23 protein-coding genes and 1 tRNA gene are annotated in these 19,602 nt (G+C 63.3%); 17 read left to right on the top strand and 7 right to left on the bottom strand.

The window, feature by feature from the left end; genetic code table 11:
- Positions 1 to 28 precede the first annotated feature (28 nt).
- The 5 genes from ACVJGD_RS11190 to ACVJGD_RS11170 all read left to right on the top strand — a co-directional run bounded on the left by ACVJGD_RS11190 (position 29) and on the right by ACVJGD_RS11170 (position 6,785).
- Positions 29 to 703, top strand: a complete 675-nt coding sequence (locus ACVJGD_RS11190) for an isochorismatase family cysteine hydrolase (protein WP_456634393.1) — start codon at positions 29 to 31, stop codon at positions 701 to 703.
- A 167-nt stretch (positions 704 to 870) separates the two neighbouring features.
- Positions 871 to 1,725, top strand: a complete 855-nt coding sequence (locus ACVJGD_RS11185; protein ID WP_456634392.1) for an FAD binding domain-containing protein — start codon at positions 871 to 873, stop codon at positions 1,723 to 1,725.
- Entirely contained in the window at positions 1,722 to 4,037 is a 2,316-nt protein-coding gene (locus ACVJGD_RS11180) for a xanthine dehydrogenase family protein molybdopterin-binding subunit (RefSeq protein ID WP_456634391.1), read from the top strand. Before ACVJGD_RS11185 ends, ACVJGD_RS11180 begins: the two co-directional genes overlap by 4 nt.
- Positions 4,030 to 4,512 carry a (2Fe-2S)-binding protein gene (locus tag ACVJGD_RS11175; protein WP_456634390.1) on the top strand — a complete coding sequence of 161 codons (483 nt, stop codon included), beginning with the start codon at positions 4,030 to 4,032 and terminating at the stop codon, positions 4,510 to 4,512. The genes ACVJGD_RS11180 and ACVJGD_RS11175 overlap by 8 nt, the downstream gene beginning before the upstream one ends.
- Positions 4,509 to 6,785, top strand: a complete 2,277-nt coding sequence (locus ACVJGD_RS11170; RefSeq protein WP_456634389.1) for a xanthine dehydrogenase family protein molybdopterin-binding subunit — start codon at positions 4,509 to 4,511, stop codon at positions 6,783 to 6,785. Before ACVJGD_RS11175 ends, ACVJGD_RS11170 begins: the two co-directional genes overlap by 4 nt.
- 10 nt (positions 6,786 to 6,795) lie before the next feature.
- On the opposite strand, the gene ACVJGD_RS11165 is transcribed toward ACVJGD_RS11170, so the two are convergent.
- Positions 6,796 to 7,416: a helix-turn-helix domain-containing protein gene (locus tag ACVJGD_RS11165; protein ID WP_456634388.1), complete on the bottom strand. Its 621-nt coding sequence runs from the start codon at positions 7,414 to 7,416 to the stop codon at positions 6,796 to 6,798.
- Positions 7,417 to 7,527: 111 nt separating this feature from the next.
- Here ACVJGD_RS11165 and ACVJGD_RS11160 point away from each other — a divergent pair, with 111 nt between their 5' ends.
- Both ACVJGD_RS11160 and ACVJGD_RS11155 read left to right on the top strand, forming a co-directional pair.
- Positions 7,528 to 7,920, top strand: a complete 393-nt coding sequence (locus ACVJGD_RS11160; protein ID WP_456634387.1) for a hypothetical protein — start codon at positions 7,528 to 7,530, stop codon at positions 7,918 to 7,920.
- 2 nt (positions 7,921 to 7,922) lie between these two features.
- Entirely contained in the window at positions 7,923 to 8,327 is a 405-nt protein-coding gene (locus ACVJGD_RS11155) for a cupin domain-containing protein (protein ID WP_456634386.1), read from the top strand.
- 317 nt (positions 8,328 to 8,644) lie between these two features.
- On the opposite strand, the gene ACVJGD_RS11150 is transcribed toward ACVJGD_RS11155, so the two are convergent.
- The gene (locus ACVJGD_RS11150) at positions 8,645 to 9,040 is read right to left on the bottom strand and encodes a YciI family protein (RefSeq protein ID WP_456634385.1); all 396 of its coding nucleotides are present in this window, start codon (positions 9,038 to 9,040) and stop codon (positions 8,645 to 8,647) included.
- 287 nt (positions 9,041 to 9,327) lie between these two features.
- Between ACVJGD_RS11150 and ACVJGD_RS11145 the strand changes: the two genes are divergently transcribed.
- Both ACVJGD_RS11145 and ACVJGD_RS11140 read left to right on the top strand, forming a co-directional pair.
- Positions 9,328 to 9,624: a type II toxin-antitoxin system RelE/ParE family toxin gene (locus ACVJGD_RS11145; RefSeq protein WP_456634384.1), complete on the top strand. Its 297-nt coding sequence runs from the start codon at positions 9,328 to 9,330 to the stop codon at positions 9,622 to 9,624.
- 5 nt (positions 9,625 to 9,629) lie between these two features.
- A complete protein-coding gene (locus tag ACVJGD_RS11140) occupies positions 9,630 to 9,959 on the top strand; it encodes an addiction module antidote protein (protein ID WP_456634383.1) in 330 nt (109 codons plus the stop codon).
- A 139-nt stretch (positions 9,960 to 10,098) separates the two neighbouring features.
- Here the strand turns inward: ACVJGD_RS11140 and ACVJGD_RS11135 are convergent.
- The 3 genes from ACVJGD_RS11135 to ACVJGD_RS11125 form a co-directional block, all read right to left on the bottom strand.
- Positions 10,099 to 10,172, bottom strand: a tRNA-Gly gene (locus ACVJGD_RS11135).
- Between the two features lie 781 nt (positions 10,173 to 10,953).
- Positions 10,954 to 11,421, bottom strand: coding sequence for a hypothetical protein (locus ACVJGD_RS11130; protein WP_456634382.1), 468 nt, complete (start codon positions 11,419 to 11,421; stop codon positions 10,954 to 10,956).
- Between the two features lie 62 nt (positions 11,422 to 11,483).
- Positions 11,484 to 11,879 (bottom strand): hypothetical protein, encoded by a 396-nt coding sequence (locus ACVJGD_RS11125; RefSeq protein ID WP_456634381.1) that lies wholly within the window; start codon positions 11,877 to 11,879, stop codon positions 11,484 to 11,486.
- Positions 11,880 to 11,948: 69 nt separating this feature from the next.
- Between ACVJGD_RS11125 and ACVJGD_RS11120 the strand changes: the two genes are divergently transcribed.
- The 8 genes from ACVJGD_RS11120 (at position 11,949) to ACVJGD_RS11085 (ending at position 18,763) form a co-directional block, all read left to right on the top strand.
- Positions 11,949 to 13,025: a sensor histidine kinase gene (locus ACVJGD_RS11120; RefSeq protein ID WP_456634380.1), complete on the top strand. Its 1,077-nt coding sequence runs from the start codon at positions 11,949 to 11,951 to the stop codon at positions 13,023 to 13,025.
- Positions 13,026 to 13,080: 55 nt separating this feature from the next.
- On the top strand, positions 13,081 to 13,734 hold the full coding sequence (locus tag ACVJGD_RS11115; protein WP_456634379.1) for a response regulator transcription factor: 654 nt from the start codon (positions 13,081 to 13,083) through the stop codon (positions 13,732 to 13,734).
- 225 nt (positions 13,735 to 13,959) lie between these two features.
- A complete protein-coding gene (locus ACVJGD_RS11110; RefSeq protein WP_456634378.1) occupies positions 13,960 to 14,250 on the top strand; it encodes a hypothetical protein in 291 nt (96 codons plus the stop codon).
- Between the two features lies 1 nt (position 14,251).
- Positions 14,252 to 15,979: an OmpA family protein gene (locus tag ACVJGD_RS11105; protein ID WP_456634377.1), complete on the top strand. Its 1,728-nt coding sequence runs from the start codon at positions 14,252 to 14,254 to the stop codon at positions 15,977 to 15,979.
- A complete protein-coding gene (locus ACVJGD_RS11100) occupies positions 15,979 to 16,485 on the top strand; it encodes an ADP-ribosylation factor-like protein (RefSeq protein ID WP_456634376.1) in 507 nt (168 codons plus the stop codon). Before ACVJGD_RS11105 ends, ACVJGD_RS11100 begins: the two co-directional genes overlap by 1 nt.
- Before the next feature lie 194 nt (positions 16,486 to 16,679).
- Positions 16,680 to 16,883 (top strand): MscL family protein, encoded by a 204-nt coding sequence (locus ACVJGD_RS11095; RefSeq protein WP_456634375.1) that lies wholly within the window; start codon positions 16,680 to 16,682, stop codon positions 16,881 to 16,883.
- 92 nt (positions 16,884 to 16,975) lie between these two features.
- The gene (locus ACVJGD_RS11090) at positions 16,976 to 17,239 is read left to right on the top strand and encodes a hypothetical protein (protein WP_456634374.1); all 264 of its coding nucleotides are present in this window, start codon (positions 16,976 to 16,978) and stop codon (positions 17,237 to 17,239) included.
- Between the two features lie 201 nt (positions 17,240 to 17,440).
- Positions 17,441 to 18,763 (top strand): glycosyltransferase, encoded by a 1,323-nt coding sequence (locus ACVJGD_RS11085; RefSeq protein ID WP_456634373.1) that lies wholly within the window; start codon positions 17,441 to 17,443, stop codon positions 18,761 to 18,763.
- Between the two features lie 143 nt (positions 18,764 to 18,906).
- Here ACVJGD_RS11085 and ACVJGD_RS11080 read toward each other — a convergent pair whose 3' ends face one another.
- Both ACVJGD_RS11080 and ACVJGD_RS11075 read right to left on the bottom strand, forming a co-directional pair.
- Complete coding sequence (locus ACVJGD_RS11080) at positions 18,907 to 19,290, bottom strand: type II toxin-antitoxin system VapC family toxin (protein WP_456634372.1); 384 nt, start codon at positions 19,288 to 19,290, stop codon at positions 18,907 to 18,909.
- Positions 19,287 to 19,544 carry a type II toxin-antitoxin system Phd/YefM family antitoxin gene (locus ACVJGD_RS11075; protein ID WP_456634371.1) on the bottom strand — a complete coding sequence of 86 codons (258 nt, stop codon included), beginning with the start codon at positions 19,542 to 19,544 and terminating at the stop codon, positions 19,287 to 19,289. The genes ACVJGD_RS11080 and ACVJGD_RS11075 overlap by 4 nt, the downstream gene beginning before the upstream one ends.
- Positions 19,545 to 19,602 lie beyond the last annotated feature (58 nt).

Raw genomic sequence — 19,602 nt, 5'->3', positions numbered from 1 at the left:
CTGCTTCGGCGAGGCGATAGGAGACGTGATGAAGGCTTATGTGTACGGTGCGAAACGCGAACTGCCGCAGGGGTTCGAGGATTTCACGCAAGCCGCGCGGACCGCGATCATCTCCGTCGATATGCACCAGGGACATCTCGCCGATACGCCGGATTGTCCGTGTCCCGCGCCGCGCGCGCGAGAGATTGTGGCGCCGATCGATCAGTTCCATGCCGCGGCGCGCGCGATCGGCGTGCCGGTGATCCACGTCAAGTCGGTGCTGCGCAAAGGTGGTGTCGACGACATCGCCGGCATTCCCTCGGCGTGGCGGCGCACCTTTCCGCTCCATGTCGGTGCGATCCCCAATTCCGATGCGCATGTGATCGAAGGTTCGCGCTGGACCGAATTCGTCACGCGTGTCGAGCCGCAGGACCTGGTCGTCGCCGGCAAGAAGCGGCTGTCGCCGTTCTTCGCCACCGATCTCGATTTCCTGCTGCGGCAGATGAACGTGCGCACCGTGGTGCTCGACGGCGGCATGACCGATTGCTGCATCCTCAACGCGGCGTTCGATGCCAGCAATCTCAGCTATCGCGTCGTGGTGCTGCGCGATCTCGTGCGCGGCACCAATGAGGAGATGGAGGACGCCGCGCTGAAGATGGTGTCGCTGCATCTCGGCGTGGTCGCCGACGCCGCCGACCTGCTTGCGGAATGGCGCGCCCGCTGAACTGAAACCACGCGGCGCATCAGGAGAAAGGAGAGGGCGGCCGCCGGCCGCTCTGCGCTTTTGTCCTGGGGCCCTGGCCCAACCCATGCAAAACTCACCGTCCGAACAGTAGACACCGCAATGAGGTCATGTTAATCAGATTCAATAATATTGAGCAAGGTTGAAATGTGAAGGCTGCAGCGTTCGACTATCTCAGGCCGGCCGATCTCACCGAAGCGCTCGCGCTGCTCGCGACACACAAGGACGATTGCAAGATCCTGGCCGGCGGTCAGAGCCTGGTTCCGGCGATGAATTTCCGCCTGGCGCGGCCGGCCATCCTCATCGACATCAACGACCTCAACGAATTGGATTACCTGCGGGCGGACTCTGGTCAGTTGAAGATCGGCGCGCTGACGCGGCACGCCGCGTTCCATCGACCGGTGGTCGAGGGGCCGCTCGGCACGCTCCTGGCAAAGGTCGTGCGCCACATCGCGCATTATCCGATCCGCCAGCGCGGCACCTTTGCGGGAAGCCTGTCGCACGCCGATCCCGCCTCGGAATGGTGCCTCGTCGCCACGACACTTCGCGCCGCGATGGTCGCAAAGAGCGCGCGCGGCGAACGGGTGATTGCGGCTAGCGATTTCTTCCGCGGCACGTTCACGACGGCGCTCGAACCCGACGAAATCCTGGCGGAAATCCGCCTCCCAGCGATGACGCCGGATTGGCGCGTCGGCTTCTATGAGTTCTCGCGGCGTGCCGGCGATTTCGCCCTGGGCATGGCGGTGGCGGCGGCAAGGGTTGAAGGCGGCACGATCCGCGAAGCCCGGCTGGGCGTCGGCGGTGTCTCCGACCGCGCGATCCGCCTTGGGGCGCTGGAGGCTCAGCTCGTTGGGAAGGCTGCGTCGTCTGATCTCATCGACGGCATCGCCCGCGAGGCGCGCGGCATGATCGAGCCGAACGGAGACATCCATGCTTCGCCCGAGTATCGGCGGGACTTGATTGCCGCGTCCGTCAAGCGCGCATTGAGCGAGGCGCTGGCATGAACTGGATCGGCCGACGGCTGCCACGGCTGGAAGATCCGGCGCTGCTGAAAGGCGGTGGCAGCTATGTGGCCGATCGCGCAGGTAAGGTGGCTGCCGTCAGTTTCGTGCGCAGCCCGGTGGCGCGCGGGACGATCGTCAATATCGAGATGCCATCCGATGGAACAGTCTTCACCGGGCGCGACCTCGCCGACGTGAAGCCGATCCGCCCCATCTTGCATCGGCCCGATTATATCGCGATCGGCCAGCCCGTGCTGCCGGTCGATCGCGTCAGCTTCTGTGGGCAGGCGATCGCGGTCGTCGTCGCCGACGATGCGGCGCTCGCAGAAGATATCGCCGAGCAGGTGTTCGTCGATATCGATGTCGCGGATGCCATCGTCGATTTCGATACGGCGCTGGCTCCGGGCGCCGCGCCGGTTCACCCCGAAGCTACGTCGAACGTGCTGGTCGAAGGGCGCATGAAGACGCCAGGGCTCGACAAGGCGTTTGCGGATGCCGCCGAGATCGTTGCGCTGGAAGTGCGCTCACACCGGCAATCGGCCGCGCCAATGGAGAACCGCGGCGGGCTTGCCGAATATGATGTCGCGTCGGGCCGCGTCACGCTGACAGCCTCGGTGCAGATGCCGCATATGCTCAGGACCGGCATCGCTGACACGCTCGGCATCGCCGAGTCCGACTTGCGGGTGATCGCGCCCGATGTCGGCGGCGGCTTCGGGCAGAAGATGTCGCTATTCCCCGAATATGTCGTGCTGGTGTGGCTGGCGCGAAAGCTGAAGCGGAGCGTCGCCTGGATCGAGGACCGCCGCGAGAACCTGCTCGCCTCGGCCCACAGCCGCGACCAGGCGTTCAGCCTGCGTGGTGCCTTTGCGAGAGACGGCAGGCTGATCGGACTGGACGCCGATCTGCGTTCGAACATCGGCGCCTTCTCCTGTTATCCCGTGACCTGCGGCGTCGAGCCGCTGATGGCCTTTGCCGAACTGCCGGGCCCCTATGACTTCGCCGAGTATGGTGTCCGCTCGCGCGGCGTGACCACCAACACCTGCATGATGGCGCCGTATCGCGGCGTGTCGCGGCCGACGCTGACCTTCTCCATGGAGCGGATGATGGACGTCGCAGCGAAGCGGCTCGGCATCGACGCCGCCGAGATCCGCCGCCGCAATTTGATCAAGGCGTTTCCGCATCGCTCGCCGATCGGCCTCGTCTATGACGAGGGAAGCTATTTGCAGGCCATGGAGGTCGCGATCGATGCTGCCGATCTGCCCACGTTCCGGACGCGGCAGGCGGCGATGCGCGAGCGCGGACGTTATCTCGGGGTCGGTCTTTCCGTGTTCAGCGAACGCACCGGCTACGGCACGCCGGCCTATGCCGCGCGCGGCATGGAGATCGTGCCGGGCTATGAGATCGTCGATTGCACCATGGACCCTTCGGGCGACGTTGTGCTGCGCATCGGCTCGTCGCCACATGGCCAGGGATTGAAGACCAGTCTTGCCCAATTGGTATCCGATGAGCTTGGCATCGAGCCGCAGCGCATCCGGATCATCTCCGGCGATACCGACGCGACGCCCTACGGTTGGGGCACCTTCGCCAGCCGCTCGATGGTGATCGCCGGCGGCGCCTCGAAGCTCGCGGCGGGAAAGGTCGCGGTGAAGCTCAAGACGATCGCCGCAACAATGATGGAAACGTCGCCTGACAATATCGAGTTGAAAGACGGCTGGGCGCGGGTCAGCCATTCCAACCAGGCGATGGAGATCGGCGCGCTGGCGCGTGCCGCCTATCACCAGAGCCACCGCTTCAAGGGGCTGTTGCCCGGATTGCACGAAAGCGCGGTCTACGATCCCGGCGGCACGTTCTCCAATGCCTGCCATATCGCTTTTGTCGAAGTCGACATCGAGACCGGCGGCGTCCGCATCGATCGCTTTCTCGTCGCCGAGGACGCGGGCGTCCTGATCAATCCGATGATCGTCGATGGCCAGATCGCCGGCGGCGTCGCCCAGGGCATCGCCAACGCGCTGTTCGAGGAGATCGTCTACGACGACACCGGCAATCTTCTGACCGCATCCTTTGCCGACTATCTGCCGCCGACCGCGGCGGAGATTCCGGAGATCGAGATCATGCATATGGAAACCGTGTCGCCCGAAAGCGTGACCAAGGCGAAGGGCGTCGGCGAGGGCGGGGCGATCGGCGCGCCGGCCGCCGTTATCAACGCCATCTGCGATGCGCTGTCGCCGTTCGGGATCGAACTGTTCGAACTGCCTGCAACCCCGCAGCGGATCCGCGAGGCGCTGCGCCGGGCCGGAGTAATCAGCTATGCCTGACAAGCGCGACGTCACCCTTGCCGTGAACGGCAAGAGCTACGCGGTATCGATCGAGCCGCGCAAAAACCTCGCCGACGTTCTGCGCGACGATTGCGGCCTCACAGGCACCCATCTCGGCTGTGAGCACGGCGTCTGCGGCGCCTGCACCGTGCTGGTGAACGACAAGCCGGTCCGCTCCTGCCTGATGTTCGGCGTGCAGGCCGAGGGCAAGACGGTGCGCACCGTCGAAGGACTGGCCGACGGCGAGACACTGCATCCGCTGCAGCAGGCGTTCTGGGAGAATCACGGATTGCAATGCGGCTTCTGCACGCCGGGCTTCCTGATGCTCGCCGCCGGCGCGCTGCAGGAAAATCCTGATATGTCCGACGACGACATCAAGGACGTGCTGTCGTCGAATCTCTGCCGCTGCACCGGCTATCAGAACATCGTCAAGGCGGTGCGGCTGGCAGCGCGCGAGATGCGAGCGCGGGCATGAGTTTTGTCGGCCGATCGCTCCGGCGGATCGAGGACCGTCCGCTGCTGCTAGGGCAGGGCGCGTTCGCCGCCGACTGCAACTGGCCCGGCCAGCTTCACATGCGCGTGGTGCGTTCGCCGGTCGCCTTCGGCCGCATTATCGGCGTCGAAACCGAAGAGGCCGCCGCGCTCGAGGGCGTCGTCGCGATCTGGACCATTGCCGACGTCGACGATCTGCCGCCGATCGATTTCCGCCAGATGGGGCTTGAGCGGCTCGCGCCCTACCGGCAATTCGTGCTGGCGCGCGACTACGTGCGTTATGTCGGCGAGCCCGTGGCCATTGTCGTTGCCGTCGATCCCTACGTCGCCGAGGACGCGGCCGATCTCGTGTTTTGCGATATCGAGGAACTGGAGCCGCAGCTCGACGCGACCGCCGAACCGGCGGCGTTCATGCCCGATGTTCACCCCGGATTGATGTCCGAACCAGCCGTGATCCGCCGCGGCTACGGCGACATCGACGCGGCCTTTGCCCGCGCCCACCGGGTCGTCGAGCTGGAGGTGAAGGTCGGGCGCCACACCGGCGTGCCGATGGAGACCCGCGGCGGACTGTGCGTGTACGATGTTAGCAAGGATACGCTCAGGCTCTACGGCGCCTCAAAGGTCCCGCACTACAATCGCGATGCCATCAGCAGGATGCTGGGCCTTGCGCCGGGACGGCTCGAGCTCAGCGAAGGCCATGTCGGCGGCGGCTTCGGCATTCGCGGCGAGCTTTATCCCGAGGACGTGCTGGTGTGCGCCGCCGCGCTGCGGTTGAAGCGCCCGGTGAAATGGATCGAGGATCGCAGGGAGCATCTGCTCGCCGCCAACCATTCGCGCGACCAGGTCTACCGGCTCAAGGCGGCGGTCGACTCGAACGGATTCATCCTTGGCTTAAGGGCGGATTTCTTCACCGACCAGGGCGCCTATGTCCGTACCCACGGCACCACGGTCACCGATCTCTCGGCTGGTTTGCTGCCTGGCCCTTACGTCATTCCGGCCTATGGTGTCGCCGGCCATATCCGGCTCACCAACAAGACGCCGGCCGGCACCTATCGCGCGCCCGGCCGCTACGAGTCGACGTTCGCGCGCGAGCGGCTGATCGATCAGATCGCCGCCGAGCTCGGCCTGTCGCCGGTCGAGGTGCGCCGCGTGAACCTGATCGGCGAGGCGGCGATGCCGTTCGATCGCGGCGTCGAGACGCTCGGAACCAAGGTGGTCTACGACTCAGGCAAGTACGCCGATCTGCTCGAACGTGTGCTGGCGCATCTCGATTATGACCGGCAGCAGCAGCTAGCCGAAAGACGGCGCCGCGGCGAGCTGGTCGGGTTGGGCCTTGGCTATTTCGTCGAGAAGAGCGGCCTCGGTCCGCAGGATCTGGTGCGGATGAGGGTCGATGCGGAGGGCGATATCGAGATCGTCACCGGCGTTGCCTCGGTCGGGCAGGGCGTCGAGACTGCGCTGGCGCAGATCTGTGCCGAGACGCTGCAGGTGCCGATCGAGCGCATCCGCGTGATCCATGGCCAGACCGACCGGATCGAGATCGGCTTTGGCGCCTTCGCCTCGCGCGTCACGGTCATGGCGGGCTCGGCCGTGAAGATCGCCGCCGAAGCGCTGCGCGCCAGCGCGCTGGAAGCGGCGGCAAAGCTGTTGCAGACCACGCCGGAGGCGCTGCGGCTGTCGAACGGCCTGATCGAGACCGTCAACGGCAGTGCCTCGCTCCCGCTTGGCGATATCGCTGCGCATCTGGAGGAGACGGGTGGCTTGACGGGAGAGGGGCGCTTCGCCTCCTCGCACATGACCTATCCATATGGCATCCACGCCGCGCAGGTCCGCGTCGATCCCGCAACCTGTGCCGTCGCCATCGAACGCTATGTGGTTGCCTACGATGTCGGGCGGGCCGTCAATCCGATGCTGATCGAAGGGCAGATCGTGGGCGGCGTGGCGCAGGGCGTCGGCGGCGCGTTCCTGGAAGAGTTCGTCTATGACGAGAACGGCCAGCCGCTGGCGGCGAGCTTTGCCGATTATTTGATGCCGACCTGTCACGAGGTGCCGGAGGTCGAAGTGATCCTGCGCGAGGATGCGCCGTCGCCGCTCAATCCGCTCGGCGTCAAGGGCGCGGGCGAGGGAGGCATCAATGCGGCCGGCGCGGCGCTTGCGGGCGCCATCGACGCTGCCATCGAAAAGCCCGGGGCAGTCACGCAGCTTCCAATCACGCCCGGCCGCCTGCATGCCATCCTGCGCGGGGACCGGTCATGACTTTCGCCGGTCAATCGCGATCGAGGTTGAACCAGAGCGTGCGGACCTTGGTCTTGCCGTGGTTCCAGAGCTTGTGCTTGCGGCGGGAGCTATAGGCGATGAGATCGCCCTGCCGCAGCACGTGCTTGATGCCGTCGACCTCGACGGTCAATTCCCCCTGCAGCACGAAGCCATATTCGAACCCGTCATGGGTGATCGGATGTTCCGCGCTGCCGGTATGCGGCGCATATTCGTTGACGGCGACCGAGACGCCACGGCTGCGGTCCTCGCGCATCAGCCGCCGCACGACATGCTGCGCGGTCTCGACGACGCGGGCCTCGGAGGCGCGCACCACGATCTTCTCCTCGGCAAGACTGCCGCTGACCAGCAGATCCGACATCGTGACGCCGAGCGCGCTCGCGATCACGATCAGCGATCCGATCGAGGGCGAGGCGCGCCCGCGCTCGACCAGGCTGAGCATGGAGGTGCTGAGGCCCGAGACGTCGGCGAGCTCCTGCAGCGTCAGCCCGCGCGCCTGCCGCAATTCGCGGATGCGGACGCCAATGGCGGCGAGCGTGTTCGCGGTGGTCTCGGCGATCTCCTCCGATAGATGGGGAAGATCGGTGTTCGCCTCAGTCTCGGATTGACTCATGTGCTGACGCTCCCGGCGCCGTTCGTCCTGGTCTTCGCAAAGAAGACGTTGCGTGTCGTATGATTTTGAATATACTAAAAACACTTTAGTTGTGATAAAAAACAGGCGGCGATGGCCAATCCCTCATATTCCCAGATTCGAGTCATCGACAGCGCCGCCGGATGTCCAGAAATACCGATCGTGGAAGGCGAGGGCAACGCGAAGGTTGTGCTGTCGCCGCACAATGGCGCGATGTTCCGCAGTTTTCATTTGGTGTCGCTGCAGCAGAATGCGCGCACCATCGAGCTCGGCCATGCGTCCGACTGCGTATACTACGTGATCGCGGGCAAGGGCGCGATTGTCGATGCGGCCGGTGGCTCGCGCTACGAGGTCGCCGAAGGGCACATGGTCCATATCGATGCCGGCGACCGCTATCGTATCGAGGCGGGTGCAGCCGGCATCAAGGTGATCGGCGGGCCGTGCCCGGCCGATGCCGGTCTCTATTCAAGCATCGCAGCGAGCTGACCATGGCCATTCGCCTGTTTCATCGCGACCATCCGACACTGCGCCTGCCGCTGATCTCCAAGGACGCACGCTTCGTGGTCTGGCCCGGTGTCGGTGCCTGGCAGGCGAACCTCAATTACGTCTGCCTCGAACCCGGCGAGGCCAACGTCCCGCACATCCACACCCAGTCGGAGGACACGATCTTCATCCTCGAAGGCGAGGGGACGATCCACGACTACACCAATAACATCGCGCTGCCGTTCCATGCCGGCTGCATCGTCCACGTGCCCGTGGGCGTCAAGCATGCCGTCGCGGCCGATCGCGGCAGCCATATCGTCAGCGTCGGCGGTCCCTGTCCGGCCGACGTTCCGCTCTTGAAAAAGGTCGGAGCGCTGCCGGCGGATGCGGCGCCGCCGCTCTCGGCGTGACCGGGCCGGCGCATGAAGCTGGGCTTCCGTGGCATGGGCGAACAGGAAGAGGTGCACGATGCTAGCCGCCTCGTGGTCCGGCGAGAATATTACATCGTGACCTTCAGCGATGAGTGTCGCTCCGCGTGGCAGTGGGAAATCAAGCGCAGAGGCGCGCCGATGGGGGTCAGAGTGATCGGAGATCGATATTCATCCCAGAGGGCGGCGGAAGAGGCCGGAAAGAGCGCTCTCGCGGAGTTTCTCGCCGCGATCGTTTCCGAGCAGAAGCGCGGATGAGATGAGCAAGGCGGACGAGCTTCGGTTCTTCTCCAACCGCTCTAATCGCTGTCGCCTGCAGCTTCCGTCAGCGGAAAGGCTGTGCCCGGAAGATAGAGCGTGATCGGCCGGATCTCGTACACCGCCGTTGGATTGACCCGGCGCAGGTCGCGCGCGGCCTCGATCGCGGCATCTTCGCTGGCGAAGTCGGCGACGTAAAAGCCGAGCAGTTGCTCCTTGGTTTCGGCAAAGGGGCCGTCGATCACGACGCCTGCGCCCGGACCGCGCAGGGTGCGGGCTTTCCCGGTCTCGCCGAGTCGCGCCGCCGGCCCGAGGCAGCCTTGCTTCGTCAGGCGGTCGTGGACCTTATGCAGGTCGACCATCAGCGCGGCATCTTCCTCCGGCGTCCAGGACATGACCTCCGTTTCGACGTGATAGGCGAGGATGGCGTAGAGCATCGGGACCTCTTGTTGCTGGATTGCCGGGCAAAGGACGTCTGGGGCAGGCCGAATCCGACACATGGCCGCGGCGAGTGTTCGCGGCCGGCCTTCGGAGCCGCCGCCAGCCCTCCATGGCTGTCTTCGGCGTCGTTCCATGTGAAGCGCGACGCAATAATTGCATATGATCGTTGCTAACGGACTTTCATGTTACGTCAAAGCCCGTCACTTCGGCGGGGTTTTCATTGTGAACTATGGTTCACGATTTCGCTTGATGTGCTGTGAACCATGGTTTACAAACAGGGAATATGGGCGAAGTCCGCCGCACTAATGAATTCGGCGCTTGGCTTTCCGGTCTAAGAGACACCCGCACCGCTGCACGGATTGCCGCCCGTCTGACACGTTTGGCCGGCGGCAACCCTGGCGATGTCAAGGCCACCAGCGCAACCGGCATTCATGAACCGCGCGTGGATTACGGCCCAGGCTATCGTGTTTATTTCACCTATCGTGGCCTTGTCGTCGTCGTGCTGCTGGCCGGCGGCGACAAGCGGACGCAAAGCAAGGATATCAAGCGCGCGGCTGCTATCGCAGCCACACTGGAGTAACCGCCATGGTTAGAGTGAAAGACCTGAAGAAGTTCGACCCCGCCGAATACCTGGCGACACCAGAGGCTCAGGCGGAATACATCGCCGCCGTCCTGGAGGACGGAAGCCCCGATGAAATCCGCGAGGCAATCAAGACTGTGGCCCGCGCGCGAGGCATGGCAGAGATCGCCAGGGCGGCGGGCATCACGCGCGAGGGTCTTTACAAGGCGCTGGGCGACAGCGGCAACCCTGAGTTCAGCACCGTGCTGTCCATCATGCGCGCCATGGGCATGAAGCTGACGGCCAGTGCCGCCACTAAGAAGCAGCCACCACGCAAGCGCGCGAGGGCCGCGTGACTCAGAACGGAATGTCGACGCAGGTGCTGCGCTTGGCGCTCTAGTCGCGACCGCGACTGCTAGTTTTTCGCTAGTACACCGGGGAGTACCCTCTGAATCTTAGGGCTCAAACAAACGGCGTCTAACTGATTGATTTTATTGGAGCGGGTGAAGGGAATCGAACCCTCGTATTCAGCTTGGAAGGCTGCTGCTCTACCATTGAGCTACACCCGCGTAGGAACGATCCACTATCATGCCGGGACGGCGGCCTCAACCGCCCTGTGCCGTTACAAACAGCCAGGTTCCGGCCGATCCGCCTTCGGGCCTTAACAGGCGCGGATCGGTTGCCTATATTGCGTGTCCCATCAACAATGAAAGGAGGTGATCCAGTGTCTTATCTCAAGCGCTGTCACCTCGCTGGGATCGCCCGCTAAGCAGTCCAAAGCTTGGCATCGGGGCGCTCTCAGCCCTGGACCAGCGAGCACGAGAACCGGGCGCGGCGGGAGCGATTCCGCCGCGTCTTTATTATCGGCTTATCGGCCCAGGCTTGGATGCGTCTGGACCCTTGCGAGGGTTGTTGCGCGGGTTTGTGCCGCGCACTCCGCATCGCTTACTTCGTCGATGGCGGCTTCAGCGGCCCATCGATCCAGCGCCGGGCAGTGGCAGATTTCAGCGGATCGGGCTCTTTGCGACTTGTACGGCCAAGCTTGACACGGTCGTCCGGCTTGGCCGTGTGCGGGACTGCCCTCGCAGGTTTGTCACGTGCGGGACCAGGCTTCCTGCTCACGATACACTTCAGCATGTCCAACATGGTCTTGCGCCCAATCTTTCTGCACAGCGAAACCGAGCGAGCGAGTGTGGTGGCGAGGCCGCGACGGCGGCCGCCGTTCTCGTCACTGGACATTGCAGGTCTTGCCACGGCGACGGAAGATGAGATTGGTCATGCGCAAGCGTGCAATTGGTCATCGCTTTGTAGATCGAGACGGCGACGTTCGAGCTGAACGTGCGTCTCGGATCAAACCGAGCGTCGGCCGGCAGCCGCATCTCCATTGTCTTGCGAAAGCGCAGCCAGATATCTGCGAAGCTCGTCGATTGAGCGGAATTCAAACGTTTGGTCGGACAACGTCGCGACGATCGTGCCATCGGCTCGCTGCTCGTAATTCATATTGTTGACGGTGCCGGACCGGACGACCGCGAAGGCCTGCTCGGCATTTCGGGCGACAGTTGCTTTCGGCTTGCTTGGACCTGCAGGAGACGGACGCTCCAGTGTCGCGGTTGGGATGACCGGAATGGTTTCAGCGGTCGCCTCACGCGGAGTCTCGACACCCGCCTTTAGGGCGTTTCGCACGCTGTTGAGTTGCCGGAGCACAAGACCCAGCGTCCCGATCATGAACCCGGAGGAAACAAAGATCAGCCCGCCGATGACCATCAAACTTCCGAACCGCGTTTCCAGTCCCCGAAATCCGAAGAAGACGGCGGCCAACCCGGCGCCAACGAATGTCAACCCACCGATCCAGAGCGTGAGCGCGCATCCTCGCATTCGCTTCACTCCGATGTCTGCTCTGAATAGATATCGCGTCCGCGCTCGGTTGCCGTCGCAAATCGCTTCGTCGCGCTGAGCGTCAGCAGACCTGCGCGCGCAAGCGAGACGACGACTCCTCGCGGATGAAACGGTCCGGATTTGCTCGCGGCATATCCGCGCGGATAGAGCTGCAGGCGTCCGGCGAGCGCCGCACGCAGTACGGCCTTCTGTCGCGCGCTCAGGGAATGATGCTTCGGCGGGCTTGCCCCGCCACCCATATCGCGTTGTTGCGTGCGCGACGATTCTTGTGGCGCGATCTTCATGGCTCTCCCCGACTTTGCACTTTCGCGGACCACAAAGCGCATTTCGAGCGGCGGATGCATCTGACGAAAGTCAGGATCGATCGTGACGAAAGTCATATTTGTTTGCGATCGACGTGGGCGTACGCCAGAATGGCATGCCTCGCTTGGAACTGGTTTGAGCAGCGAATGATCGACCTCAACGCGGAGTTGCTGCTTCCGGCCGCAGAAGCCGACGTCATAGGGCTCGCCGTCGTCGGAGCCGACAGAACGATGCTCCAGAAAATCGGACGCCTGGTCGAATGGCTTCCGGCGGTCGGTGTGGACTGCTGCCAGTGCATGCTGCTTGTCGGGATGGAACCCGAATTGACCGCTTTGGCTGAAGGGCAGCGGGAGGTACTTGCGCTGGCGGGCGTGCGTGGCACCTCACCGGGGCTGGACCATCCGGTGACGGCGGTCTTCCTGTGGAACAAGGATCGTTCGCATTACCTTGTGATCGCGATGCTTGATTTTGCGGCGCGCCAGGTCGAAGTCCTGCTCGGGAGCGAGCGCCGCGCCCGACGCCTGATCGAGCAACAGCTCGAGGCCGCGAGCTCCGAGGTGCGCTTTGCCTCGCTGGCGCGGACGCGTCTGCGGCTGGCACGCGACCTTCACGACACGCTTGTGCATTCGATCATGGCACTTCTGACCCAGATCAGGTTGACCCGGCACTTTCTAGCAACCGATATCGCTCGTGTGTCCGATGGCCTCGCGACTGCCGAGGAAGCGGCTATCAACGGCCTGGCGCGTGCGCGCGAAGCAATTGCGCGCCTGCGGATCCCCGATGAACCTGAACTTGCGCCGGACCCTGAAAGGATTCTGTCCGACTTCGCCGAACGCACCGGCGCCGAGGTGTCGGTGCAGATCGAAGACGGAGCTCGCGAAGGATTGCGCAACTTCGGGATGACGGTTCAGCGCATCCTCGGCGAGGCGCTGCGCAACATCGAGACGCACGCGAAGGCACGGCGAGTTGGCTTTCGCGCAGTCGAAGCGCAGACTGCAGTCGGCCGCAGACTCGTTGTCGAGATCAGCGACAACGGATGCGGCTTTGATCCGGCCGTCTCGAAGCCCGGACATTTCGGGTTGATCGGAATGGTTGAATTTGCTGAACTTGTCGGCGGAGAGTGCTCGGTGGAGAGCTCGCTCGGGGCGGGAACGCTGGTTCGGATATCGCTGCCATTGGCAGGGCTGCCGGTTGCGCCGTCTTCAGGCGCGTTGACCGATTGAACAACTGGGCGCCGCGCGCGGAGCGCAGCATCTTCGAGAGGATTAAGGATCACCCGTGAGCAGTATCGAAAAGATTCGGGTGCTGATTGCCGAAGATCAGGCGCTGATCAGGGAAGGCCTTGCCACGCTCCTCGCCCAACAGAACGACGACTTCGAACTTCTCGCGGGCGCAGCCGACGGCGAGCAGGCGATCGAATTTGCGCGTCGATATCGGCCCGACGTCATTTTGATGGATTTGCAGATGCCGCGCGTCGATGGCATCATCGCAATCCAGCGGATTCTGCGCGAGTTCCCGCATACCAACATCGTCGTTCTCACCACTTTTGAGACAAATGATTTGATCTTCGAAGCCGTCAGCGCCGGTGCGAAGGCATATCTGCTGAAGGACGCGAGGACCGATGAAATAGCAACGACGATCCGGGCAGTGATGAACGGTCAATCGCGGCTTTCGCCAGGAGTTGCCGCGCGGCTTCTCGGCGAGTTCAAGCGGTTGCGTGGTCCGCTCGGCGCGACGAAGCCGCCGGTTCGTGATGACCTGACGGCGCGTGAGAATGAAATTCTCAGGCTGATCGTCGAGGGTAAGAGCAATACCGAGATCAGCGAGCAACTGCATTTGGCTGAAGGTACGGTAAAGAACTATGTCAGCGTGATCCTGGACAAATGCCAGGCGAAGAACCGAACAGAGTTGGCAATAAGGGCAATAACATAGGAGGTGGCGCTGCGATCTGGCAAATGATGGATTTGTCCTGTTCCGATTGATTACTTTTTTCTGGGCCGAACAGCTTGGCTGTGGGGTCGCTTTCGATTTGTTTTTTCCGGATGGCGGCAGACTTGGGTAGCGTCGGATAAGGGAGTGGTTATGAAGGGTATCGAGCAGCAGGGAAAAGGGACGGGCCGAATTGCGAATTCGGCGGCCCCAACCAACGGGGCGGACATGCCCGCGCAAGGCGAGGCGGCGATTGATCAGGTCCGCGATCTCCTGTTTGGCGGAGCGCAGCGGTCGATCGAAAGCAAGCTGACCGACTTGCGCGAGGAGATGCAGGCCTCCCTCAAGCAACTCCAGGCGGACCTGGCGAAGGAACTGGCCGCGGTTCAAGCGAAGGTCACGGAACTCGAGCGGGACACCGAAGTGAAGCGGCTCGCTTCGCTGAAGGACGTCGGCGCGGCAATCTCGCAGCTCGGTGCAACCATTAGTGGATTGGGATCCGGCCTCACGGGAAGATAGCATGGGAGCTCCCGTCGGCGAGAACCGGGAGATCGAGCAGCTCAAGACATTGCTGTTTCAACCGGAGGCGTCGCGTCTTCAGACGCTTGAAACGGATGTTGCTCGCCTTCAGCAATATGTGGGCACTGCCGACCGCCTCGAAATGGCAACGGCAGATGTGTTGGTTATGGCTTTGGAGCGCGCGGAAGTTAGCCGGCCGCGGGAACTCGCCAACGCGGTCGCGCCCCTCGTGATCTCCGCGATCAGAAGCGAGATCAGGAATTCGCGCGACTTGATGGTTGATGCGCTCTACCCCATTACCGGCCGGCTGGTGAGCGCGGCGGTCGCGAATGCCTTCAAGGAACTGGTGGCGTTTCTGGAGCAGCGCATCAGCGCGCTGACGTCCACTGAACTCTGGGTCGGGCGCCTCAAGTCGCTGGTGACCGGCCGTCCGATCAGCGAGTTCGTATTGGCCGACAGCAACCCGCCGCGAGTGAAACGGCTGCTGCTGCTCGAGCGCGGCAATGGACGGTTGATCGCAGCCTGGAAGCGCGACGAGACCCCCGACGAACGCACGGACCTGCTCAGTGCGATGGTGGCGGCGATTCTGGAATTCTCCCTTCAGGCGCTGGCCGGAGAAGGCAACCTGCAAACGCTCGACTTCGGCGGCAGGGAGATCGTGCTTCGCGCATCGCCGCAGTTCATCCTCGCGGCGGAGTGCGTCGGTCCGCTCCGCCCCGCCGACAATGCCAAGATCAATTCGCTCTTCTTCGACACGATCGAGCGCATCGACAGCAGCGCGAATTGTGATCCGGCGATACTCGCCTCATTGGCGGCCTCGATCGAATCCGGTCATCTCTCGCGCAAGAAGAGCCGGCGAGGAAGGGTTGTTCTGTTTATCCTGCTTGCCCTCGGTGTCGCGATGCTCCTCTGGCTCGCCGGAATATGGGTGACCAGGAGCATGCTGGAGCGCAGGACCAATGCGGCACTGGAGCAACTGGTCGGAGAGCAGCCGCTGCTTGCCTCGTTTCCACTTCGGTTGGACTTTGATCATCGCAATCGCAGTCTCTCGGTTTCCGGCATCGAGCCCAGTCAGCTCGATGTCGCGCCGTTGACCGAGGCATTGGCCAAGGCCGCAGCTCCGTACCGGCTTGTCAACCGGATTGGCATCGTGCCCGGGCTGGAGCAGTCGGCAGCATTGCATTCCGATGTCACGACCGCTCAGCAATCGCTTGCGCGTACGCAGGCGCGTCTCGACGAGACGCTTGGAGCGCTCGCCGCGGAATCGAAATCCCGGAACGAGGAATACGCCAAACTGCGCGAGCAATACGCCGGGCTGGGCGAGCAATATGCGAGGCTACAGTCCGTCGTCGACAGCCCCACCTTGCGCCTCGAGGGCTTCATGGCTTCGACGGCGATCTTTTTCGGCAATGAGGTCGAATTTCTCGAAAGCGGACAGGCCGAGCAGCAGCTTCGCGATCTGGCCGGGTTGCTGGCAGACAACGATCTGAGAATTCGAATCGTCGGATATGCGGACGAGACCGGCTCGGACGCCACCAACAGGACGCTGGGCCGCAAGAGGGCAGAGCTGGTGATGCGGAGATTGACCTCTCTCGGGATTGAGTCTTCGAGGCTGTTTGTCGTTTCGCGCTCGGCGTCGATGCCGATCACCGACCGGGTCGGTGCCGCGATTGGCGGCAACCGCAGGGTAACTTTTGAAAACGTGTTCCGAGCTGAAGTGCCCCGCTGATGCTTACGGCAAAGGTCATGCTGCTCGGTGACATGGGTGTCGGCAAGACGTCGATCTTGTACCGCCTCGTGTACGATCGTTTCGAGGGGCAGTACAAGTCGACGCTGGGCGTCGAAGTTCTCAGCCATGACGTCTCTCCCGCAGCCGGGGACGGCAGCGAAGCGATGCGTCTTGTGCTGTGGGACACAGACGGCGATTTTGGCACGCAGATTTTCGATACCGTCTACGTTACCGGTGCTTCGGCCGCGATCATCGTATCCGATGTAACGCGGCCTCAAACGATCACGCGGATGGTCGAATTGGTTCACGGCTTCGAGACAAGGTTTCCGGGACGGCCCTACAAGGCCTTGGTGAACAAGATCGATCTCCCGGAAGCCGCGGGAAGCGCCGGGCTTATCGACGAGCTTGCGAAGTCGAGCCTCAAATTCGTGAGCGCCAAGACCGGCAACGGGATTGCGGAAAGCTTTGCGGAGCTGACCGAGACCATTCGTCGCCGGCGGCTCTAAATTTCGTCGGCCGCCCCGGCTGCGGGTGGACTTCGGTGGGTGCCGGGGCGGCCGCGTTCGCCGTGCTCGGGGGACTCGGCGAACTGCCAATCTGAACCACGTTGTTCGACTTTCCGAAAGTGACGGAAGTCATCTTCCGCCCGCGTATCGGCCAGCCTAGCGTCGGAGGCGTCGCTGAAGCTTGAGCAGACGCCATGTTCGAAGAACGCAGGAAACCCGCACGAAGGGGTGGGGCAGTCGACGGCACGATCGGCATCATTGCCGGCAGCGCCTTTGGCGTGATCGTGTCGTCGATGGTCAACGATTTGATCACGGTCGTGGTCGTATTCGTCGTCATCCAGGTATTCAAAAAGGCACACAGGACATTGAGATTGCGCCGGGCGCGCACGGCAAATTGATCGAAACGGGAGGCCGGTGTATCAAGCTGCGCAAGATCTGAGCGCAGAGGACAGAAATGGCGGCAGGGGATTTGGACGTTCTGATTCGGTCGATGGCAAAAAAGCAGGTCAAGGCCTTAACCGATGCCGCCAGGAAGCGGCACGGCCGTCTCATGGGATTGGCCGCCAAGGCGAAGGACAAGGAGACCAGGGAGCGTCATAAGCACCTCGCCAAGAACACGCTCGCATCGGCAGCGGCGGCGGCAAGGCGGCTGCAGATCACGGCGGAGAATGCGGCCGACAGCTATGCGCGATCGATGAAGAAGGCGGCGGAAGAGAAGCCGCCGGCAAAGCCGGCCAAGAAGAAGAAAGCTTGATGCCGCGGGCGTGTGGTGTCGCCGGCTCGCGAATATGAGGCGGGTCGCGCTCCGCTGACACAAACCGATTTCATCCGTAACCATTCTGTCGCTGTTCGAAGCCGAAGCGTAGCGATGCTCCGCCAAAGTCCTCCTTGAGCCGGCCGGGCCTTCTCGAGGCGAGATGGTCTTCCGCGCCGATGTTCTCGCTGGAGGATCACAATGAAAGTTCTCATCGCTTCGACGCCCGCAACCGGCCATCTCAATCCGCTGCTTGCGGTCGCTCGCGGACTTATCGAGGAGCGACATGACGTTACATTCCTGACCGGCAGCGTGCTGCGGTCGCGGGTAGAGGCCATCGGTGCGGGGTTCCGCGCGCTTCCCGCCGGCGCCGACTTCGATCTGCGCGTGATGGATGAGGTCGTTCCCGAGCTCAAGACTATCGCGCCGGGACCGCAATGGCTTCGCATCGCCATGGAGCGGCTGTTCGTGGACGCCATACCGGCGCAACATGCCGGATTGCAGCTCGCGTTGCGGGACGTCAGGCCCGACGTCGTCGTGGGCGATGACATGATCTTCGGCGTGCTTCCGATGCTGCTCGGTCAGCGCGCAAACCGGCCTCCCGTCGTTCTCTGCGGGACTTCGATCCTGCACTGGACCCGCGATGATGGCGCGCCACTTTTTCTTGGGCTGCCGCCCGCAACTACCCAGGCCGACCGCGACAAGTATGCCGTCATCGCTCAGGAATTCGACGGGATCGTCAACGAGCCCGTGGCGGAGCGCCTGAACGGTGTATTGGCGAAGTTTGGCGTGGGCCCGCTGTCCATGCCGATGTTCGAATCCGTTGTCGCGCTTGCGGATGCCTATCTGCAATTGTCGGTGCCAAGCTTCGAGTTCCCGCGCAAGCTCCCGCCCACGGTTCACTTCGTCGGCACGCCTCCGATCATTCCGAACCAGGCGCCGGTGCCGCCGTGGGCCGCTGACCTCGACGGCACGCGCAAGGTGGTGCTGGTCACGCAGGGCACCGTGGCCAATCACGATTTCGGTCTTCTCGTCGCCCCGACGCTTGCGGCCCTTGCGGACGAGCCCGATCTGCTCGTGGTGGTGACCACGGGCGGTCGTCCCGTCGACACGATCCCGGGCGTGATTCCGTCCAATGCCCGCGTGGCCAGCTACCTGCCATTCGAGTGGATCCTGCGAAAGGCGGATGTGTTCGTCACCAATGGCGGCTATGGCAGCGTCAATCAGGCCATGAGCTTTGGGGTCCCGATCGTGAGCGCCGGGCTGACCGAGGACAAGGCCGATGTGAACGCACGCATCGCGTGGTCCGGCGTCGGCATCAATCTGGCGACGAACCAGCCGGATCCGAAGGTCCTGCGCGGCGCGGTTCGGGCCGTGCTCGAACAGCCCGCCTACCGCATGCGGGCCGCATCGATGGCCGATGAGTTCGCCAAGCGCGACACGCGATCGCTGATCGTCCGCATCGTCAACGAAGCGGCGACAGGAAAGAAAGCGCCGGCCCGCCGCAAGGCCGCAGCAGCGTAACTTCGCGCGGCACCCGATCGATATCGGTCGGGGGATCAATGCCGATCGTTGATCCCCCGGCATCGCTACCGGCGGTGCCAACCACTTGTCCGGCGAATTGGTCGAGGCCGCCAATCTGCAGCCGGAATAGGTCAGACCGGAGATCACAACGCGCGCTTGACGTCCGTCTTCGCAAAATCGTCGCCGACATAGAGCAGGGGACAGTCGTGCTCGTTGGCGACCTCATAGGCGAAGCAATCGCCAAAGTTCAGCCCGGCAGGATCAGGGCCTTTTCCCCACCGCTCGTAGGCGGAAGCGATCCGCCGCGCCGACGCGGGCGTCACCGAAACGGCCGTGAAGCCGAGTCCGTCGATCAGGTTCACCATCTCGTCGCGGACATTGCGGCGGGCGGCGACGATCAGGCATTCCGCAATCGTGCCGGCAGAGACCAGGATCTCATCCTCTGCTTCGAGCGCCGCGATGCAGGCATTGGCCTTCTCCTCGCCGAGTATGATCGCCATCAGCGCCGAAGTATCGACGGCGATCATGTCGGCAGGCCGTCATCGCCGTAGAGAAAGTCCTGGCTTCTCGCGGCTGTCGGCCCGGCGGTTGCCTTGACCGCACCGCGCTGTCGCACGGCTTCAAGCAGCGCGCGCCGCGCCTTGCGGTTGGGTGTGGCGGTGATAGGAACGAGCCGCACGGCGGGGTGCCCGTGGCGCGTCAGGATCACCTCATCGCCTGCCTCGGCGCGGCGGACCAGGTCGGTCAGTTGTCCCTTTGCCTCTGTCACCGATATCCGCATCGCATTGAGTTCCCTTTAGGAAAGCGGGTCCATGCTGGAAATGGACCATCGGATGGTC

This window comes from Bradyrhizobium sp. USDA 10063, from assembly GCF_054063735.1.
The sequence above is the reverse complement of the archived record's forward strand: the minus strand, read 5'-3'. Positions and strand labels throughout refer to the sequence as shown.